The sequence below is a fragment of the Rahnella sp. CFA14(1/10) genome (assembly GCF_004195095.1).
GTDB classification, from domain to species: domain Bacteria; phylum Pseudomonadota; class Gammaproteobacteria; order Enterobacterales; family Enterobacteriaceae; genus Rahnella; species Rahnella perminowiae.
On sequence record NZ_SEWS01000003.1, the window covers coordinates 1 to 17,341 of the forward strand.

15 protein-coding genes are annotated in these 17,341 nt (G+C 55.7%); 10 read left to right on the forward strand and 5 right to left on the reverse strand.

The genetic code is table 11. The features are described from left to right. Positions 1-598: 598 nt before the first annotated feature. From EVX52_RS06705 to EVX52_RS06725, 5 genes are read right to left on the reverse strand one after another with little or no spacing between them, the layout of a single operon-like run. Positions 599-2,398, reverse strand: coding sequence for an ABC transporter permease subunit (locus EVX52_RS06705; RefSeq protein WP_129990918.1), 1,800 nt, complete (start codon positions 2,396-2,398; stop codon positions 599-601). Then, on the reverse strand, positions 2,398-3,906 hold the full coding sequence (locus EVX52_RS06710; protein ID WP_129990919.1) for an ABC transporter substrate-binding protein: 1,509 nt from the start codon (positions 3,904-3,906) through the stop codon (positions 2,398-2,400). Before EVX52_RS06710 ends, EVX52_RS06705 begins: the two co-directional genes overlap by 1 nt. 13 nt (positions 3,907-3,919) lie before the next feature. Next, positions 3,920-5,158: an MFS transporter gene (locus tag EVX52_RS06715; RefSeq protein WP_129990920.1), complete on the reverse strand. Its 1,239-nt coding sequence runs from the start codon at positions 5,156-5,158 to the stop codon at positions 3,920-3,922. Positions 5,159-5,162: 4 nt separating this feature from the next. Continuing rightward, on the reverse strand, positions 5,163-5,978 hold the full coding sequence (locus EVX52_RS06720) for an ABC transporter ATP-binding protein (RefSeq protein ID WP_129990921.1): 816 nt from the start codon (positions 5,976-5,978) through the stop codon (positions 5,163-5,165). Next, positions 5,978-6,796, reverse strand: coding sequence for an ATP-binding cassette domain-containing protein (locus EVX52_RS06725; RefSeq protein WP_129990922.1), 819 nt, complete (start codon positions 6,794-6,796; stop codon positions 5,978-5,980). The genes EVX52_RS06720 and EVX52_RS06725 overlap by 1 nt, the downstream gene beginning before the upstream one ends. Before the next feature lie 266 nt (positions 6,797-7,062). Here EVX52_RS06725 and EVX52_RS25720 point away from each other — a divergent pair, with 266 nt between their 5' ends. The 10 genes from EVX52_RS25720 to grpM all read left to right on the forward strand — a co-directional run bounded on the left by EVX52_RS25720 (position 7,063) and on the right by grpM (position 17,295). Next, entirely contained in the window at positions 7,063-8,802 is a 1,740-nt protein-coding gene (locus EVX52_RS25720) for an iron-containing alcohol dehydrogenase (RefSeq protein ID WP_205952640.1), read from the forward strand. Next, complete coding sequence (locus EVX52_RS06735) at positions 8,799-9,494, forward strand: flavoprotein (protein ID WP_129990923.1); 696 nt, start codon at positions 8,799-8,801, stop codon at positions 9,492-9,494. The genes EVX52_RS25720 and EVX52_RS06735 overlap by 4 nt, the downstream gene beginning before the upstream one ends. A gap of 13 nt (positions 9,495-9,507) precedes the next feature. Next, entirely contained in the window at positions 9,508-9,774 is a 267-nt protein-coding gene (locus EVX52_RS06740) for a EutN/CcmL family microcompartment protein (protein ID WP_129953719.1), read from the forward strand. 9 nt (positions 9,775-9,783) lie between these two features. After that, the gene (locus EVX52_RS06745) at positions 9,784-10,275 is read left to right on the forward strand and encodes a heme-binding protein (RefSeq protein WP_129990924.1); all 492 of its coding nucleotides are present in this window, start codon (positions 9,784-9,786) and stop codon (positions 10,273-10,275) included. Between the two features lie 11 nt (positions 10,276-10,286). Then, positions 10,287-11,498, forward strand: coding sequence for a propionate kinase (tdcD, locus tag EVX52_RS06750; protein ID WP_129990925.1), 1,212 nt, complete (start codon positions 10,287-10,289; stop codon positions 11,496-11,498). A gap of 203 nt (positions 11,499-11,701) precedes the next feature. Next, entirely contained in the window at positions 11,702-11,983 is a 282-nt protein-coding gene (gene grpH, locus EVX52_RS06755) for a propanediol utilization system shell hexameric protein GrpH (RefSeq protein ID WP_095925478.1), read from the forward strand. Between the two features lie 21 nt (positions 11,984-12,004). Beyond that, on the forward strand, positions 12,005-12,790 hold the full coding sequence (gene pduB, locus EVX52_RS06760) for a propanediol utilization microcompartment protein PduB (protein WP_129953716.1): 786 nt from the start codon (positions 12,005-12,007) through the stop codon (positions 12,788-12,790). Between the two features lie 42 nt (positions 12,791-12,832). Next, positions 12,833-14,371: an aldehyde dehydrogenase family protein gene (locus EVX52_RS06765; RefSeq protein WP_129953715.1), complete on the forward strand. Its 1,539-nt coding sequence runs from the start codon at positions 12,833-12,835 to the stop codon at positions 14,369-14,371. Positions 14,372-14,380: 9 nt separating this feature from the next. Then, positions 14,381-14,686: a BMC domain-containing protein gene (locus tag EVX52_RS06770; RefSeq protein WP_129990926.1), complete on the forward strand. Its 306-nt coding sequence runs from the start codon at positions 14,381-14,383 to the stop codon at positions 14,684-14,686. A 62-nt stretch (positions 14,687-14,748) separates the two neighbouring features. After that, entirely contained in the window at positions 14,749-17,295 is a 2,547-nt protein-coding gene (gene grpM / locus EVX52_RS06775) for a glycyl radical diol dehydratase GrpM (RefSeq protein ID WP_129953713.1), read from the forward strand. Positions 17,296-17,341: the final 46 nt, after the last annotated feature.

Consider the following 17,341-nt stretch of genomic DNA (forward strand, 5'->3'; position numbering starts at 1 on the left):
GCACCGAAATATCAACGCCGGGCTGCCGGGATTCCAGCCGTTTAAGTCTTAACTGGTAATGGTTGTGGACCGGTAATTTACTGCCAGCAAGAATGTATTCCTGAATGCTCATCGTTTAAGTCCTTTTGGCACAACGCAGCTGCTTCACCGAAACCCTGTTCATGGGTTATTAAACTAATCCATTGTGTTAAATCATTATCGGAATGAATAAAAAACAAATGTTACTTAAGTCAAATTTAAAGCCTGCGCCATTCTACTCAAAAACATCCACGATAAAAGTGATATATGATTAACGCTTTAAAATAATGTCTTCCGGGGTATGTTATAAAGTTAATAATATATATTTTTTAGATGTTTCTAATAAGTTTATTCATATAAGCTGAGGTTATTTATTTTACTGTTAATTTGTAAATTTTTCCGGAAAAATGCCGCACGTAATGAGGTGGGATACACATAGAAGCAATCCGCAATAATTGTCTTCCTGAAGTGACAAAACTTTTATCAGAGACTTTTTACAGAAACCCGATATTCCTGCTGAGCTTATTCCATGCTCTCCTGAACTGAAAATTCAATATTGGATAGCTCAGTCGAAAAGTTATTAATGCCGCGCTCCTGGCTGCTGAGCGCGGTTTTTCCAACGTAAATTACTCATTGTCACCATCATTACAGACAACAGCGCCAGTGCCCCGGCCGGAGCGAGTACGCTCCACACCGCCCGCTCGATGTAAGGCATACCCTCGGCCAGCACGCGTCCCCATTCCGGCGCGGGCGGGGGGGCACCAAGCCCGAGAAAACCTAAGGATGCCAGCGCCAGCGCGATGCCCGGTAAACGCAGCAGGGCGTGACGTAACAGCGGACCGGCCAGCGCAGGAAACACATAAAATACATTACGGCGCAGTGCGCCTACGCCAATGACCTCAAGCATCTGCATATATGGCCTTGCGCGGATTTCGGCCACCAGCGCGGCAGTATGTGCCGCCAGCGGTGCCCAGCTGACGGCGGTGACGGCAATTGCCGCGCCGGTGGCGGTCGGACCATTGATGGCGGCGATCACCAGACCGGCAATGACCGGTGGCAGCGCGTTAGTGATTTCAATCGGGCCGGTCATCGCACGGGGGAAAGCGCCGGCAATCACGCCTGCGAACAGACAAATCAGTGAAACCATCAGCGCCTGCAAACAGGTATTGACTGTGCCATGTGCCACACGTGCGAGAAGGTCACGACCCATAGCATCAGCGCCAAAGGGTAAAACGAGAGAGGGCGATTGCAGGCGCAGATACGCTGATGTCAGCGGATCGCGCGGCAAACCGGCGAGAACCATAACCACTAAAACGCTCAGACAAAGCAATGGTAACCATCCCCGCTGTTTTTCAGGCAGGGTTACCGGTTGCGGAACGGGTACTGCGGCCAATGACAACGCGCGGCCCAGTAATATCCGCCGGATGCCGCCCGTCAGCATGCCGATCACGCAAGCCAGCAACAGCAGGGTCAGCACGCCGGTCTGTAACACCGGTAAATCGCCGGCTGCCGCCGCGCCCAGGGTAGCGCGCCCGATGCCCGGTATCGCAAAGACTTTTTCCACCGCGATTGCGCCGCCGGTCAGCGATACCAGCACCAGTCCGGTTAAAGGTATCACGCCGGGCAATGTGCGCCGGATAATGGCCAGTGCGGTATGGCGGCGTGAAATTCCCAGTACACTCCAGGTGGTCAGCCAGTTTTCATTAAAGGTACTGCTGAGGGCATCGGAATACAGTCGCCCGAGATAACCGCCCGCCGGAATGCCCAGCGCCAGCGAAGGCAGCACCGCGTTATGCCAGCCGGTCCACCCGTAAGGCGGGAACAGTTTCAGCCAGACAGCGCCGGTGATCAGCAGCACCGACGCCAGTAAAAATTCAGGTAGCGCCGTTAGCAGCGCCGCCAGAAAACCCGCGGGCCGGGGCACTCTGCCCTGTAAACCACCAATCAGTGTCCCTGCGCATAACAGCAGCGCAATCAGAAACGCCACGCCGGCGGAAGCTGCCATCAGCGTAAGTGAAACACCTGTTGCCTGCAGCAGGCCCGGTAACACTGGCAGACCAGACACCCAGGAAACGCCCGCATCACCGCTCAGTAATCCGCCAAGCCAGTGCGTGAGTGCGTACCCTGGCCCATGATCCAGCCCGAGCGACAGGCGGATCGCGTTGAGCGCTTCCGGCGTGGCTTCCTGTTCGCCGGAGCGTGCGCGCAGCAATGACAGCGCCGGATCACTGCCCGACAACCACGGCAGCAGGCCGGTCAACACCACGATGGTGGCAAGCGTCAGCCAGCGAGAAATCAGCGGCACCCCTGCGCCACGGGTCTGACTCATACGCAGACGACTGACGCCCGCGCAGGTGCGGCAATACAGAGATTCACTCATCAGTCGGCCTGCACCACGCGCTGTGTCGCGGCATTGATTAACGTGCGTTCACGCGGGTCGCGCACCGCGTCACGGATGTCTGCCGATTCGCCCTGAATCACCCGCTCATGCAACATCGGAATGGCGGCATCCGTGGCGAGGATCAGATTTTCAGCCTGCATGATCGCCTGACGGCGTTGAGCACCTGCCGGAATAACGGAAGCCTTTTGCAGGGCCTGATCGATATCAGGACGGCAAAGCTGCGCAATGTTAAACGAGCCTTTGCAGGCAAAATCACTGTACATGTACGCCACCGGGTCACCGGAATCCAGCACAGTGGCACGGGATAAAATAAACGCATCGAACTTGCCCGCCAGCGCATCAGATTCGATTTGTGAATATTCGCGCACCACCTGTTTCACGCTAAAACCGGCTGCCGTCAGTTGCTGTGCCAGATACACTGCCACCTCCGGCAGTTCGGCACGGTCACTGAAGGTTGCTAAGGTGATGGTTTCACCAGCCGGTTTACGGGCGGCCACCGGAGGGCTTACGGGCTGGCGCAGTGGTGCGGCCCACGGTAATGCCGGGCCGAGCAGCCCCTGTGCCACATCGGCGCGTTTTTCGTAGACGTTATCCACCAGTTGCTGGCGGTTAATGGCGTCGCGAACGGCAGCACGCAGCGCGGGATCCCGCATCACTCCAAGCCGCGTATTGAGATACAGCGTGTTAGTGCGCGGCATTGGCACTTCATGGATGAGCGTCTGATCCAGCAACGGGGCCTGAGACACCGGAATGGCCTCGACAATATCTGCCGCGCCGGTGCGTAACGCCGCGCCGCGTGCGGTGCCGTCCGGCACGAAACTGACATCAATGCCGCTGGCTTTGGCCTTTTCGCCCCAGTAACCGCCGAAGCGTTCCAGCCGGGCGTTGCTGGTGCCGTTCACCTGCATCAGTTCAAACGGGCCGGAACCGGCATGGCGCGGATCCACCACGCCGCCGGGGCGGTAGGCTTTTTGCGAAAGGATAGCCAGCTGCGGGCTGGAGAGCCGCTGTGGCAGCAACGGATCCGGCTGTGCGGTGGTCACCCTAACAGCCTGTTCGCCGTCCGCTACGGCGGTCAGTTGCACGCCATCCAGAATGCGTGGTTTCGGCGCGGCATGAGCGGCGACGGTCAGGGCATTTACCACGGTGGCGGCATCAAGCAGGCTGCCGTCGTGGAATCTGACGCCATGGCGCAGCTCGAAACGCCAGCTGTTATTACCGGTTTGCTGCCATTTTGTCGCCAGCGCCGGTTGCGCTTCGCCGAGTTTATCGAGCGTCACCAGCGTCTCTGTCGTACTCCAGCGCGAAAGTTTAAACGCATCGTCGCTGAGCGGCGTCAAGCCGGAACGCGGCGGTTGTAACATCACCAGCCGCAGGCGCTGATCCGCAGTTTTGCCGGGGTTTTTATCGGTTTCACTGAAGCATCCGGTCAGTAAAAGCGCAGCAGAAAGCAGCCCGGCCAGCGGGCTTACATGTTTCAGAGACATCACAAATTCCTTGTCAGATTGCAGGAGGAGGCAACTGGCGGCAGATTCGCCACATCGCCAGCGCGCTTAAAAAGGGAACGGCGGCCAGTGCCAGCCACGGGATCACTGCGCCCGGAGAGGGCGTCAGGGCGTTATCGAGCAGGCCGCCGAGCAGGAAATTCCCCGTCAGCACCGCAATGCCGCCCATTGACGACAGCGCACCGTAATGCGCGCCGAGATTATGTTGCCCGGCAAAGCGCGGAATGAGATCCATGCCGACCGGCACAATCAGCATCTGTCCGACAGTCAGCAGAGTAATCAGCAATACGGAAGGCAGCAGCCGCAACCAGCCTTCCGGCGGAACCGTCCAGGCGAACAGCGCCACGGCGATAAACGCGGATGACAGCAATCCGAAGCCGGCAGGTAAAATCCGAGCGGCACCCATCCGGCGGGAAAATCGCGCCAGCGGCATTTGCAGAACGATCACCAGAACCGAGGCCAGTACGAACAGCGGCCCGAGATCTTGTTCGCTGCCACCTGAACGGCGCAATTCCACCGGCAGCGCCAGATATAACTGGTTGTAGCTGAAGAGGTAAGCGCTGTAGGCAATGATAAAGGCCACAAAACGCGGCTGACGGAAGGTCTGCCACCAGGGCGCAATTTTCAGTTCAGCGGCGCGTTTTGGCGTGGCGGGCAGGGTGAAAAACAACACCAGCAATGCAATCAGAAACAGGCCAGAACCGGCCAGCGCCACCGGCTGAAAACCATAACCGGACAGCAGCGATCCGAGTAATGGCCCCAGCACCGCGCCCAGTTCAGCGCACACGGCGGACAGCGCAAACCATTCAGCCCGGCTGCGTTTTCCGGCTTTTTCGCTGTGCGTTCCGGCCTGCGCCAGCAGGGCTTCAATCGAAGGAGAAAACAGTGCGCCGCCGATGCCGGTCAGGCAGGCGCCGAGAATAACCGGTGCCAGCGTGTCGGAAAGCCCGAGCAGCAGAAAACCGGCGATACGGACCACACAGCCCAAGAGAATGATCACCCGTGCGCCGTAGCGGTCAGACAGTGCGCCGCCAAGCAAAAACATCCCTTGCTGCGAGAATGTCCGCAGGCCCAGCACCAGCCCGATCGCCCAGCCGGAAAGCAATAAATCATCGCGCAGAAAAATCGCCAGGAACGGCACCACGGCATAAAAGCCAATGTTAAATACCAGACTGCTGGCGAGCAGCAGCGGCGGTTTGGGCGCGGAAGTGCGCGCAATGGATCGGGTCAGCATCCGGTTATCCGTTAACAGTTAAAGGTAAATGAGGAATGGCCTGTAGCAGTTGCCGGGTATGCGTATGGGCCGGGGTGTGCAAAACATCCTGTGTGGCACGGTCTTCTACAATTTTGCCGCCGTGCATCACCAGCAAACGGTCACATAGCCCGGCGACCATCGAAATATCGTGCGTGACCATCAGCAGGCCCATGCCATTTTGCCGGGTCACCTGATGCAATAACTGTTTGACCTGCCTGCGCAGCGGCATATCCAGCCCGCTGACCGGTTCGTCGGCGACCAGAAATTGCGGGCCTATCGCCAGCGCGCGGGCGATCGCCAGCCGCTGCGCCTGTCCGCCTGAGAGTTCACCTGCCGTACGCGACATTAACCCTTCGCTCAGGTGAACCTGCGCCATCACCTCGCTCACGCGCAGGCGAATATCACCGCTAAACCCGAGGCGTTTCAGCGGCTCGGCAATAATCTGATAAAGGGTCTGAACCGGCGGCAGCGAACTGGCCGGGTCCTGTGGAATATACTGTACACGCTGCCGGTATTCGCGCAGAGAACGCGCAGAACCGGGACGGATCCTGACCCCGGCGCAATACACATCGCCGCTGTCGGGCGCTTCGAGTGCCAGCAGGATCCTCAGCAGGGAGGATTTTCCGCAGCCTGACGCGCCGACCAGCCCGAGGGTTTCATGGCGGCCGATACGCAGCGACAGATCCTCAAAAAGGGCAGTGCGCTGCGTGCGCCAGAAAGAACCCGGCAGGGTGAGATGGCGGCTGATATTTTGCAGATGCAGAAACGGTCCGGTGACCCGAGGCAGTGAAGGTTCCATCAGACGGCAACCCCGTACCGTGACCCGGTATTCTGATGCAACACGGCGGCCTGTCTTGCGGCGTGAACCAGTTTTTGGGAATAAGGATGTTGCGGATGGCTGAGCAACTGCGCCATACCGGCAGATTCCACCAGTACGCCGTTTTCCATCACCAGTGCGCGTTCGCATAACTGCGCGGCGACGGCAATATCATGGGTGATAAACAACAGCGCACGGGGCGATGGCTGGCTGGCGCAGGCGTTACGCATAGCCTGTAAGACCTGCTGCTGGGTCAGCACGTCGAGCGCGGTGGTCGGCTCGTCCGCTACCAGCAGCGAAGACGTGGATTGCATGGCCAGCGCCAGACACAAACGCTGGCGCTGGCCGCCGGAAAGTTCTGCCGGATAGCGGGTGTAAAATTGCGCAATATCGCCCAGCCCTACGGCATCCAGCATCGCGCGGAGTTGGTCCTCGCTGGCAGCGGGCAGGGCGAGACGCAACTGTTTCCCGAGTGTCATCAGCGGGTTCAGCGCGGTAGAGGAATCCTGAAAAACGGTAGCGACGCGGCTGGTCATACAGCGTGACACCGGATGTATTCCGCACGCCTCGACGCCATTCACCCGAATGCTGCCGCTGAGTATTGCACCCGCAGGCGGCGTGCCGGTGACCGCTCTGGCAGTCAGCGATTTACCGGAGCCGGAAGCGCCCAGCAGGCAAACGCGCTCGCCGGCACCGATGCTGAAACTCAGCCCGCTGATGCGTGTTTCACCGGCAAGCCGCATTGTCAATCCTTCCACGGCGAGCACCGGTTCAGTGTTTTGCGTCCTGTTGCGTGTCATTCCCTAAGCCTGTACACCGTTTTGCGTGTTTTGATATGTGATAACATAACAAAATGTGTCAATTTAATGCAAAAGTTTTTGCGATTTTCTCCGGGAAAAATTTTCCACCTTGCATTTTCTTGCCTGCCCTGAAAACAACAGAGCAAAAAAGTCCTTCACCTGCACAACCGTGCGCAATCCCCTTTCAGGCAGTGAATGCTAGGTTAACGGCATCTTTTTTACGCTGCATTTCGTATGCCGCTAATCTGAGTAAGGGTGCTGAAATAATGGCAAGTGAATTTTTCTCCAGCCCGCGGGTATATTTTGGCAACGGGTCAGTCAACGTGTTAAGCCGCCTGAATAACAAAAAAGTCGCGATCGTCACGGATGAATTTATGCTGACTTCGGGCAGAACGGCGTATGTGACTGACCAGATGCCGCAGGCAACGGTATCGATATACGGCAAGGTCAGACCGGATCCGGGTACGGATATTTTGCTGGAGGGGGCGGCGCAGTTTAAAGCCTTCAGGCCGGATGTGATTATTGCACTGGGCGGGGGGTCATCCCTTGATGCCGCCAAAGGTATCAGGGTCACGCTGGAAGACCATTATCAGCAGACTGGCGGTCAGTCAAAGAGCATTGAGCTGATTGCCATTCCTACCACCAGCGGTTCCGGGTCCGAGGTGACTTCTTACGCGATCATTTCCGACCCGCAGAATGGCCGCAAATATCCGCTGGTTTCGCAGGCGCTGGTGCCGGATACCGCTATTCTCGACTCGGAACTGGTGCTGAGTCTACCGCGGCATATCGCCGTTGATACCGGAATGGACGTGCTGACGCATGCCATCGAGGCGCTGGTTTCAACGGGTGCCAATGATTTCAGCGACGCCCTGGCCGAAAAAGCCATTGCCATCACATGGCAGTCTCTGCCGCAGATTTATGCTGATGAAAAAAACGTCGCAGCGCGTACACATATGCATAATGCCTCCTGTATGGCGGGCATGGCATTTAACTCGGCGGGACTGGGGCTGGTGCATGGTATGGCGCATGCTGTCGGCGGCATGTTGCATATTGCGCACGGTAAAATTAACGCCATGCTGTTGCCGTTAGTCATTGAATTTAACGCCGCGCACGCCTCACCCGAAACCACTGCCCGTTACTGCCAGTGTGCCAGGATGATTCCGGGTATTGCCCCCGCTGAACCGCAACAGATGATTTCCCAACTGGTGGAGAAAATCCGTCAGCTCAATCTGCAGTTTGGTATTCCCCGCACGTTAAGAGAGCTCGGCACGGATTTAGCCGTATTTGAAACAATGCGTCTGTCCCTGACAGAAACCGCGTTAGCGGATGGTTGCACTGCCTCCAACCCTTACACGCCTTGCGGGCGGGATATAGACCAGTTGCTTTCCTGTATCGCTGAAACCGGCGAATACCCTGCACCGCAGTTTACCGTGCCGGTCGGGATTTCTAACCGTCACGTGCATCTGTGCCGTGAAGATATGGATGTTCTTTTCGGTTACGGCTCGACGCTGACATGCCTGAAAAAAGTCAGGCAACCCGGTCAGTTTGCTGCTGAAGAAACCGTGACACTCCGCACCCCGAAAGGCGAAATCGCGAATGTCCGGGTGCTCGGACCGCTGCGCAGCACCACGCAGATCGAGATTTCGGTAGCCGATGGTTTTGTGCTCGGGGTGAAGGCCCCGGTCAGAATGTCCGGTGACCTGGAAAACTCACCGGGTATTGAACTTGTCGGGCCGAAAGGGCGCGTCAGTAAATCACAGGGAACAATTGTCGCCTGGCGTCATATTCATATTTCGCCACAGGAAGCGGCACGCTACGGCCTGCGCGAGGGTATGGAAATTGATTTAGAGGCACAGGGGCAACGTGCGGGCATTCTCAGCCACGTTCTGGTGCGGATCAGCGCCGGTGCGGTGCTGGAATTGCATATTGATGTGGAGGAAGCCAATGGCCTGGGGCTGCGCAACGGCGATCTGGTATTCCGGTCTGGCCGGGGGTCTCACCTGTGACTCCTGGAGAACGCCAGCGTTTATCTCGCCTGATCGACCGGTCAATTGCCGGTTTACTGGTGCGCAAGCGTGCTGCGTTGAAGGCCGGAGGCAAAACCGTGCGTGTGCTGATCAGCGGGGACGATCTGACGACATTGCCGATGACGCTGCAAAGCCTGCGGGCACTGGACAATGCGGGTTATGCGCTACGTGTGGCGTTTTCACATAGTGCGAGCCAGTCCGGCCTGAAAGCAGCATTACTGCCTGACATCGATCCGTTATACCTCGCTGATGATTTTGCTCCGCTGACCGCTGAGGTTGTCGACAGTCTGTATTTACCCGCACTTTCCACCAACAGCCTGAGCAAAATTGCGCTGGGTATCCGCGACAATCTCGCGACTGTGCAGGTTTTCCATGCACTGAGCACTAAGACGCCGGTGATAGTCACCCTGAACCCTGAACTTATGCATCTCGGTGACAGTGGCTTTGCGCTGCCATTGCAGGTGAGGCTGGAGCAATACATCGACACCCTCAGGCAATACGGCATCGCGGTAACGGGCAGCGGAGAAAACGTCTGTCAAAAACGGCTGATCACGCTGAACGATATCCGTCTTCACCGCGTGACAGACGTTTTACGCATTGGCCGCAACACACTGATTACGCCTGCTGCGCAGGATGAAATTCGCCGACAGAACATCACCGTGATCCGGTGAAAGGGGAGGAGTTATGTATCTGGCAAAAGTGACCGGTGCGCTGGTCTCTACCACCAAACACATCTCGTTAAACGGGGCCAAATTACTGATGGTTGCCCGGCTTGATGAGCATTATCAGCCCACCGGCAGTGCTCAGGTGGCGGTGGATTTCGTCGGTGCGGGAAATGGCGAAATCGTCATTATTTCCACCGGCAGTTCAGCGCGTATGAGCAACAGCAAAGCGCATTCTGTGATTGATGCAGCCGTGGTCGGCATTGTCGATCCACAGGATCTCTCCTGAGGAACCCCTATGTCTGAACAATTGGACAGCTGGATAAGCGCGGCCATTTCCCGACAGCAAGCCGGACAACGGCATGCGCTGACCCTTGACGACTGTGCGTTGCTGGCCCGGTTTGCGCAAGAAGAAGCGCAGGCCATTGGTGTGCCGGTGGTATTCAGCCTGGCCGACGCCAGCGGGCATCAGCGGTATTTTTTCAGCATGGAGAATGCATTGCTGGTAAGCCACCGCCTTGCGCCCGAAAAAGCGCTGACAGCCGTGGTGCTGAAAATGTCCACTCACCAACTCGCCGTGCAGATCCAACCGGGCGCAGCGCTTTACGGGTTGCAGCATCAGAGCGGTATTTGCTGCATTGGCGGCGGTTTACCGTGCTGGTCACAGGGCGTGTTACTTGGCGGGATTGGCATCAGTGGTGGCACGGTGGAACAGGATCTGACGGTTGCACGCAATACATTGCGCCGTTTCAGCACAGCCCGTTTCGCACTCATAACTGAAAATGATTAACAGGGGTCAATATGTCCTTCGGTTCACTGGTTTTGGTTATCAATTGCGGGTCATCCTCGCTGAAGTTTTCGTTGATCGCGTCTGAGACGGGCACGCCGGTTCTCTCCGGACTGGCAGAAAGGCTGGGGCTGGATAATGCCAGCATGACGTTGAAAGACTGCCACGGGCAGAAAACCCGCGTCGCGCTGAGTGAAGCCAGCCATGTTTGCGCACTGAAAGTGCTGTTCAGGGAACTGACTGAACGTCGGTGGCTGCCAGTGGTGCGGGCCATCGGACACCGTGTCGCCCACGGCGGCAGCGAATTCAAACATTCGGTACGCCTGACGTCTGAAGTGATTGAAAAAATCCGCACACTGTCGGCGCTGGCACCGCTGCATAACCCGGCTAATCTGACCGGCATCGAAGCGGCCATTGCACTGTTGCCCCTGGTGCCACAGGTCGCGGTGTTCGACACGGCGTTTCATCAGACGCTGCCTGCGGCGGCGTACACTTATGCGATCCCGCTGGAATATCAGCGGCGTTATCAGGTGCGGCGTTACGGTTTTCACGGCACCTCTCACCGTTATATTGCGGGCGAAGCGCTGAGCATGCTGGAGCTTGACCCTGAAGATCACGGCATTTTGATTGCCCATCTCGGCAACGGTTCTTCGGTATGTGCGGTGCAGAACGGACGCAGCGTGGATACCTCGATGGGCATGACGCCGCTTGAAGGGCTGGTGATGGGTACGCGCTGCGGCGATCTGGATTTTGGTGCAGCGGCGCATATCGCGGCCAGTACCGGCCAGAGTATCGACGCGCTGTACAAAATGGTGAATAACCAGTCCGGCCTGCTCGGGATATCCGGTCTTTCCAGCGATTGCCGCACGTTACAGGATGCGCGCAGCCAGGGCGACAAGCGGGCGACACTGGCGATTGATGTGATGGTTCACCGGCTGGCACGCCATCTGGGTGCGCATCTGACATCTCTGAAACGTCTTGATGCTCTGATCTTTACCGGCGGGATTGGTGAGAATTCGGCGCTGATCAGGGAACTGACGCTTGAACGCCTTGGCGTATTGGGGCTGAAGCTGGACTCACATAAAAACCGGCAAACCTGCGGCGGAAGGGCCGGTGTGATATCGCCACAAAACTCTCCTTATGTGGCGGTGATCCCGACTGATGAAGAAAAAATGATTGCGCTGGATGCGCTGGCAATTTGTCACGCACAGACAGTGAATGAATAAATAAGAAAACAGAGAGATTTTCTTGTCCGGCTCCCTGAAGAAATAACAAGAAAGTCCGGCTGGCGGGCAAAACATTTGGTCATGAAATCTTTATTATCATCCTGCGTGAAGAATTTGCCGGCAGGATAAACATACGCGGGCTGGCGGTCTGTATTAATAACGCCTGCGTTAATTAACGTCCCCACTCATTATTCGAGGTTTTTATGCAACAAGAAGCATTAGGTATGGTTGAAACAAAAGGTCTGGTTTCTGCAATTGAAGCGGCAGATACCATGGTGAAATCTGCCAATGTCACGTTGGTCGGTTATGAAAAAATAGGTTCAGGGCTGGTTACGGTAATGGTGCGCGGCGATGTTGGCGCGGTTAAAGCGGCGACTGATGCCGGTTCTGCGGCAGCACTCAAAGTGGGCGAACTGGTCTCTGTGCATGTTATTCCGCGTCCGCATATCGAAGTGGAAAAAATCCTGCCAAAAGCCGTTGGTTAATAACCTCAGAGGATACTGACCATGAGAGATAATCTTGTTGAGCAGATTATATCTGAAGCAGTGAATCAGCAGACCAGTGAAAATGCCGGAGATAAAAAAGCCGCCAGTATTGCGGGCTGTGGTTTAACGGAATTCGTCGGAACCGCTCTCGGACATACTATTGGTCTGGTTATTGCCAATGTCGATAATCAATTACATGACGTCATGAATATCGACAAGAAATATCGCTCTATTGGTATTCTTGGCGCCAGAACCGGTGCGGGCCCGCATATTTTTGCGGCCGACGAAGCGGTGAAAGCCACCAACAGTGAAATATTATCGGTTGAACTTGCGCGTGATACGCAAGGGGGCGGCGGACATGGGTGCTTAATTATTTTCGGTGCATCTGATGTGTCTGATGTCCGCCGTGCCATTGAAGTGGCGCTGTCTGAAATTGAACGCACCATGGGCGATGTGTACGGTTCACCGGCGGGACACCTTGAATTCCAGTACACCGCCCGCGCCAGCTTTGCGCTGAATAAAGCTTTTGGTGCACCTGTCGGTAAAGCCTTTGGCATGACCTGTGCCTCGCCTGCGGCCATCGGCGTAGTGATTGCCGATGTGGCGGCCAAATCGGCGGTGATCGAACCGGTGGGTTACGCCAGTCCGTCAAAAGGCACCAGCTTCAGTAACGAAGTCATTTTCACCTTTGCCGGTGATTCCGGTGCGGTGCGTCAGGCAGTGATTGCCGCGCGTGAAGTGGGGCTGCAACTGCTTGCCACGCTGGATCCGTCACCGATCAGTTCCACCACCAAACCCTATATTTGAGGGTTAACCTTGCGAAGTGACGTGCAGTAAGGAATTAACAGCATGAATGATATTGAAATTGCTCAGGCGGTCTCCAGCGTGCTGAGCAGGTTTACCAAAATGACGCCGGAGAGTGCGGTAATAAACAGTGCTGCAGAGACCGCGCCGCCGCCTGCGCCGGAACGCCCTCCGGCACCGGCCAGCGCCTCTCTCAACGCCATTGTTGCCAGAGCGCTGGCGCAGAAACGGGTCACGACGATCCCGTCACCGGCCTGCGAACCGGGTAATGGCGCATTTGCATCAATGGATGAAGCCATCGCCGCAGCGGTGCTCGCGCAGGTTCAGTATCGCCACTGTCTGATGCAGGAGAGGGCGACATTTGTTCAGGGTATCCGCGATGTCTTCCTGCAGGAACCGGTCTTACAGACTATTTCGCGTATGGCAGTGGAAGAAACCGGCATGGGGAATTACGCCGATAAGCTGACTAAAAATCGTGTTGCTGCGCAGAAAACACCGGGGCCGGAAGACCTCATTACCGGCGCGCTGAGCGGCGACAGCGGGCTGACCCTGACGGAGTTTTCTGCCTACGGGGTAATCGGTTCAATCACGCCGACCACCAATCCGACAGAAACCATTATCAACAACAGTATCGGCATGCTGGCGGCGGGAAATTCCGTGGTGTTCAGCCCGCATCCTCGCTCACGCAAGGTTTCCCTCTATTGCGTGGAACTGATTAACCACAAACTCGCCAGCCTGGGCGCACCGGCCAATCTGGTGGTGACTGTTACGCAGCCTTCCATCGACAACACCAGCACCCTGATTAGTGATCCGCGCATCAACATGCTGGTGGCCACCGGCGGCCCGGCGATTGTGAAAACGGTAATGTCATCCGGCAAAAAAGCCATTGGCGCGGGAGCCGGGAATCCGCCTGTGGTCGTCGATGAAACCGCCGATATCGAAAAGGCCGCCCGTGACATCATCTGCGGATGCAGTTTCGATAACAATCTGCCATGTGTGGCGGAGAAAGAAGTCATTGTTGTCAATCAGGTCGCGGATTATCTGATCCATTGCATGAAGAAAAGTGGCGGTTATCTGCTGTGTGACAAAGCGCTTCTTCGCCAGATGGAGTCACTGGTACTGAACGAGAAAGGTACCGGCCCGGACACCGCCTTTGTGGGTAAAGATGCACGCTATATCCTGCAGCAACTGGGCATCATCGCGCCGGAAGACACCAAAGTGATCCTGGTGGAAACGGCGAAAAATCATCCATTTGTGGTACATGAACTGATGATGCCGGTGTTGCCGGTGGTGCGGGTCGATAACGTCGATGAAGCCATCGAACTGGCGGTGCAGGTCGAGCATGGCAATCGCCATACCGCCATCATGCATTCCACCAATGTCGAAAAGCTCACCAAAATGGCACGTCAGATCCAGACTACGATTTTTGTGAAAAATGGGCCTTCCTATGCCGGGCTGGGTGTTGGCGGCGAAGGGCATGCCACGTTTACCATTGCCGGACCGACCGGAGAAGGGCTGACGTCGGCGCGTTCTTTCGCCAGAGCCCGTCGCTGCGTGATGGTCGAGGCCCTTAACGTCAGATAAGGCGCGGCGATGAAAAAACGCATCATAAACGCACCCACGCCGGACATCGTGGCAATGATAAAACGCAGGATGCCCGGGGAATTTCGTTCACGGCTTGATCTTATCAGTATCGATGCGATTGGCATGATTATGTTACCGGTGCCGGATCTTTATTTCTATGCAGATGCCGCCAGTAAAAGTGCCAATGTGGTGGTCTCGGAAATATTCGGCAGTTGCCCGCAACATATTACAACACTGGCCATATTCGGTGAAGTCGCCGCCGTGAATGAAGCCATGCGAATAATAGAAGACGACAACAATAATACGGCTTTCTGATTATACGCTGATAAAAACGATTACTGCCGCAAGGTTTAATAATTAATTTCGGGAGTTATTCTATGTTAGAGAAAGGCTTTTCTAATCCGACCGAACGTGTTGTAAGACTCAAAAATATGATCCTGCATGCTAAACCCTATGTAGAATCTGAGCGCGCCGTATTAGCGACGGAGGCTTATAAAGAAAATGAACAACTGCCTGCCATTATGCGCCGGGCACGCGTGGTCGAAAAAATATTTAATGAACTGCCGGTCACTATTCGCCCTGACGAACTGATTGTCGGTGCGGTGACCATTAATCCTCGCTCTACCGAAATATGCCCTGAATTCTCTTATGACTGGGTGGAAAAAGAATTTAATACTATGCAGCACCGGGTCGCCGATCCGTTTATTATTCCGGAAAAAACGGCTGACGAACTTCACGAAGCTTTTAAATACTGGCCGGGTAAAACCACCAGTTCGCTGGCCGCATCTTATATGTCGGAAGGCACCAAAGAAAGCATGGCCAGCGGCGTATTTACCGTAGGTAACTATTTCTACGGCGGCGTCGGACATGTGAGTGTAGATTACGGGAAAATACTGAAAATCGGTTTTCGCGGCATTATTAATCGGGTGACCTGCGAACTGGAAAATCTGGATCGTTCAGAACCGGGATATATTAAAAAAGAACAATTCTATAACGCGGTAATAATCAGTTATCAGGCAGCTATCACTTTTGCGCACCGTTACGCGCAGGAAGCCACGCGTCTGGCACAGCTGGAAAGCAATCCGGCACGTAAACGCGAACTGGAACAGATTGCGCAAAACTGTAGCCGTGTACCGGAAAACGGTGCCACTACGTTCTGGGAAGCGTGCCAGACCTTCTGGTTCCTGCAAAGCATGTTGCAGATTGAATCCAGCGGGCATTCTATATCGCCGGGGCGTTTTGACCAGTATATGTACCCATATCTGGCTGCCGATACCTCCATTTCGAAAGAGTTTGCCCAGGAACTGGTGGATTGTTGCTGGATAAAGCTCAACGATATCAACAAGACCCGCGACGAAATTTCTGCCCAGGCGTTTGCCGGATACGCCGTGTTCCAGAACCTGTGCGTCGGCGGTCAGACTGAAGACGGCCGTGATGCCACCAACCCGCTGACTTACATGTGCATGGAAGCGACGGCGCATGTGCGTCTGCCGCAACCGTCGTTCTCTATTCGCGTCTGGCAGGGTACGCCGGATGAATTCCTGTTCCGCGCCTGTGAACTGGTACGCATGGGGCTGGGCGTTCCGGCGATGTACAACGATGAAGTGATTATCCCGGCGCTGCAAAACCGTGGTGTCTCCCTGCACGATGCCCGTGATTATTGCATCATTGGCTGCGTGGAGCCGCAGTCGCCGCACCGCACCGAAGGCTGGCACGATGCGGCATTCTTCAATGTGGCAAAAGTGTTGGAAATCACGCTCAACAATGGTCGCGCTGGCAACAAACAGTTAGGGCCGGTGACCGGCGAAATGACCGGATACACCAGCATTGATGATTTCTTTACCGCCTTCAAAAAACAGATGGTGCATTTCGTGCATCAGCTGGTGGAAGCCTGTAACAGTGTAGATATCGCCCATGGCGAGCGTTGCCCGTTGCCGTTTCTTTCCGCGCTGGTCGATGACTGTATCGGTCGCGGTAAGTCGTTACAGGAAGGCGGCGCGATCTACAACTTTACCGGCCCGCAGGCCTTTGGTATCGCTGACACCGGGGATTCCGTTTATGCCCTCCGGAAACAAGTCTTTGAAGACCGCAAACTGACACTGACTGAACTGAAAAGCGCACTCGACGCTAACTTTGGTCATACAGTCGGCTGCGCACCTCACGCGGCAGACGGTAAGTCATCGCTGGGAGAACAGGAAATTCATGAGATGGTGAAACGTATCATCGAACAGCATGGTTCACTGGATCCAACGGCGATCAAAAATGAAGTTTACCGTCAGCTTGCCAGCGGCACTTCCGCAGCTCCGGCAGGGAGCAACTCACGTTTCGAAGAGATCCGACACATTCTTGAAAATAGCCCATGCTTCGGGAACGACATCGATGAAGTGGATCTCGTGGCACGTGAATGTGCGCTGATTTACTGCCAGGAAGTCGAGAAATATACCAACCCGCGCGGCGGTCAGTTTCAGGCCGGTATCTATCCGGTTTCTGCTAACGTCTTGTTCGGCAAAGACGTGGCAGCACTGCCGGACGGACGCATGGCGAAAGAACCATTGGCCGACGGCGTTTCACCGCGTCAGGGTAAAGATACCCAGGGGCCAACCGCAGCAGCTAATTCAGTGGCCAAACTCGATCACTTCATTGCCTCTAACGGCACGCTTTACAACCAGAAATTCCTGCCGTCGTCACTGGCCGGAGAACAGGGTTTGCGCCATTTCAGCGGGCTGGTACGTAACTACTTTGATAAGAAAGGGATGCACGTCCAGTTCAATGTCATCGACCGCAAAACCCTGATCGAAGCGCAGAACAATCCGCAGCAACATCAGGATCTGGTGGTACGCGTCGCCGGTTACAGTGCGCAGTTTGTGGTGCTGGCGAAAGAAGTGCAGGACGACATTATCAGCCGCACAGAACAGCAATTCTGATTAGCTACCTTCACGGGCTATGTACAACACATGGCCCGTTTTTTAA

Coding starts and splice junctions, on each gene's coding strand:
- EVX52_RS06705 (WP_129990918.1), bottom strand. CDS start 2,398: ATGAGTGAATCTCTGTATTGCCGCACCTGCGCGGGCGTCAGTCGTCTG.
- tdcD (WP_129990925.1), top strand. CDS start 10,287: ATGTCCTTCGGTTCACTGGTTTTGGTTATCAATTGCGGGTCATCCTCG.
- EVX52_RS25720 (WP_205952640.1), top strand. CDS start 7,063: ATGGCAAGTGAATTTTTCTCCAGCCCGCGGGTATATTTTGGCAACGGG.
- grpH (WP_095925478.1), top strand. CDS start 11,702: ATGCAACAAGAAGCATTAGGTATGGTTGAAACAAAAGGTCTGGTTTCT.
- EVX52_RS06770 (WP_129990926.1), top strand. CDS start 14,381: ATGAAAAAACGCATCATAAACGCACCCACGCCGGACATCGTGGCAATG.
- EVX52_RS06745 (WP_129990924.1), top strand. CDS start 9,784: ATGTCTGAACAATTGGACAGCTGGATAAGCGCGGCCATTTCCCGACAG.
- EVX52_RS06710 (WP_129990919.1), bottom strand. CDS start 3,906: ATGTCTCTGAAACATGTAAGCCCGCTGGCCGGGCTGCTTTCTGCTGCG.
- grpM (WP_129953713.1), top strand. CDS start 14,749: ATGTTAGAGAAAGGCTTTTCTAATCCGACCGAACGTGTTGTAAGACTC.
- EVX52_RS06765 (WP_129953715.1), top strand. CDS start 12,833: ATGAATGATATTGAAATTGCTCAGGCGGTCTCCAGCGTGCTGAGCAGG.
- EVX52_RS06740 (WP_129953719.1), top strand. CDS start 9,508: ATGTATCTGGCAAAAGTGACCGGTGCGCTGGTCTCTACCACCAAACAC.
- EVX52_RS06715 (WP_129990920.1), bottom strand. CDS start 5,158: ATGCTGACCCGATCCATTGCGCGCACTTCCGCGCCCAAACCGCCGCTG.
- EVX52_RS06725 (WP_129990922.1), bottom strand. CDS start 6,796: ATGACACGCAACAGGACGCAAAACACTGAACCGGTGCTCGCCGTGGAA.
- pduB (WP_129953716.1), top strand. CDS start 12,005: ATGAGAGATAATCTTGTTGAGCAGATTATATCTGAAGCAGTGAATCAG.
- EVX52_RS06720 (WP_129990921.1), bottom strand. CDS start 5,978: ATGGAACCTTCACTGCCTCGGGTCACCGGACCGTTTCTGCATCTGCAA.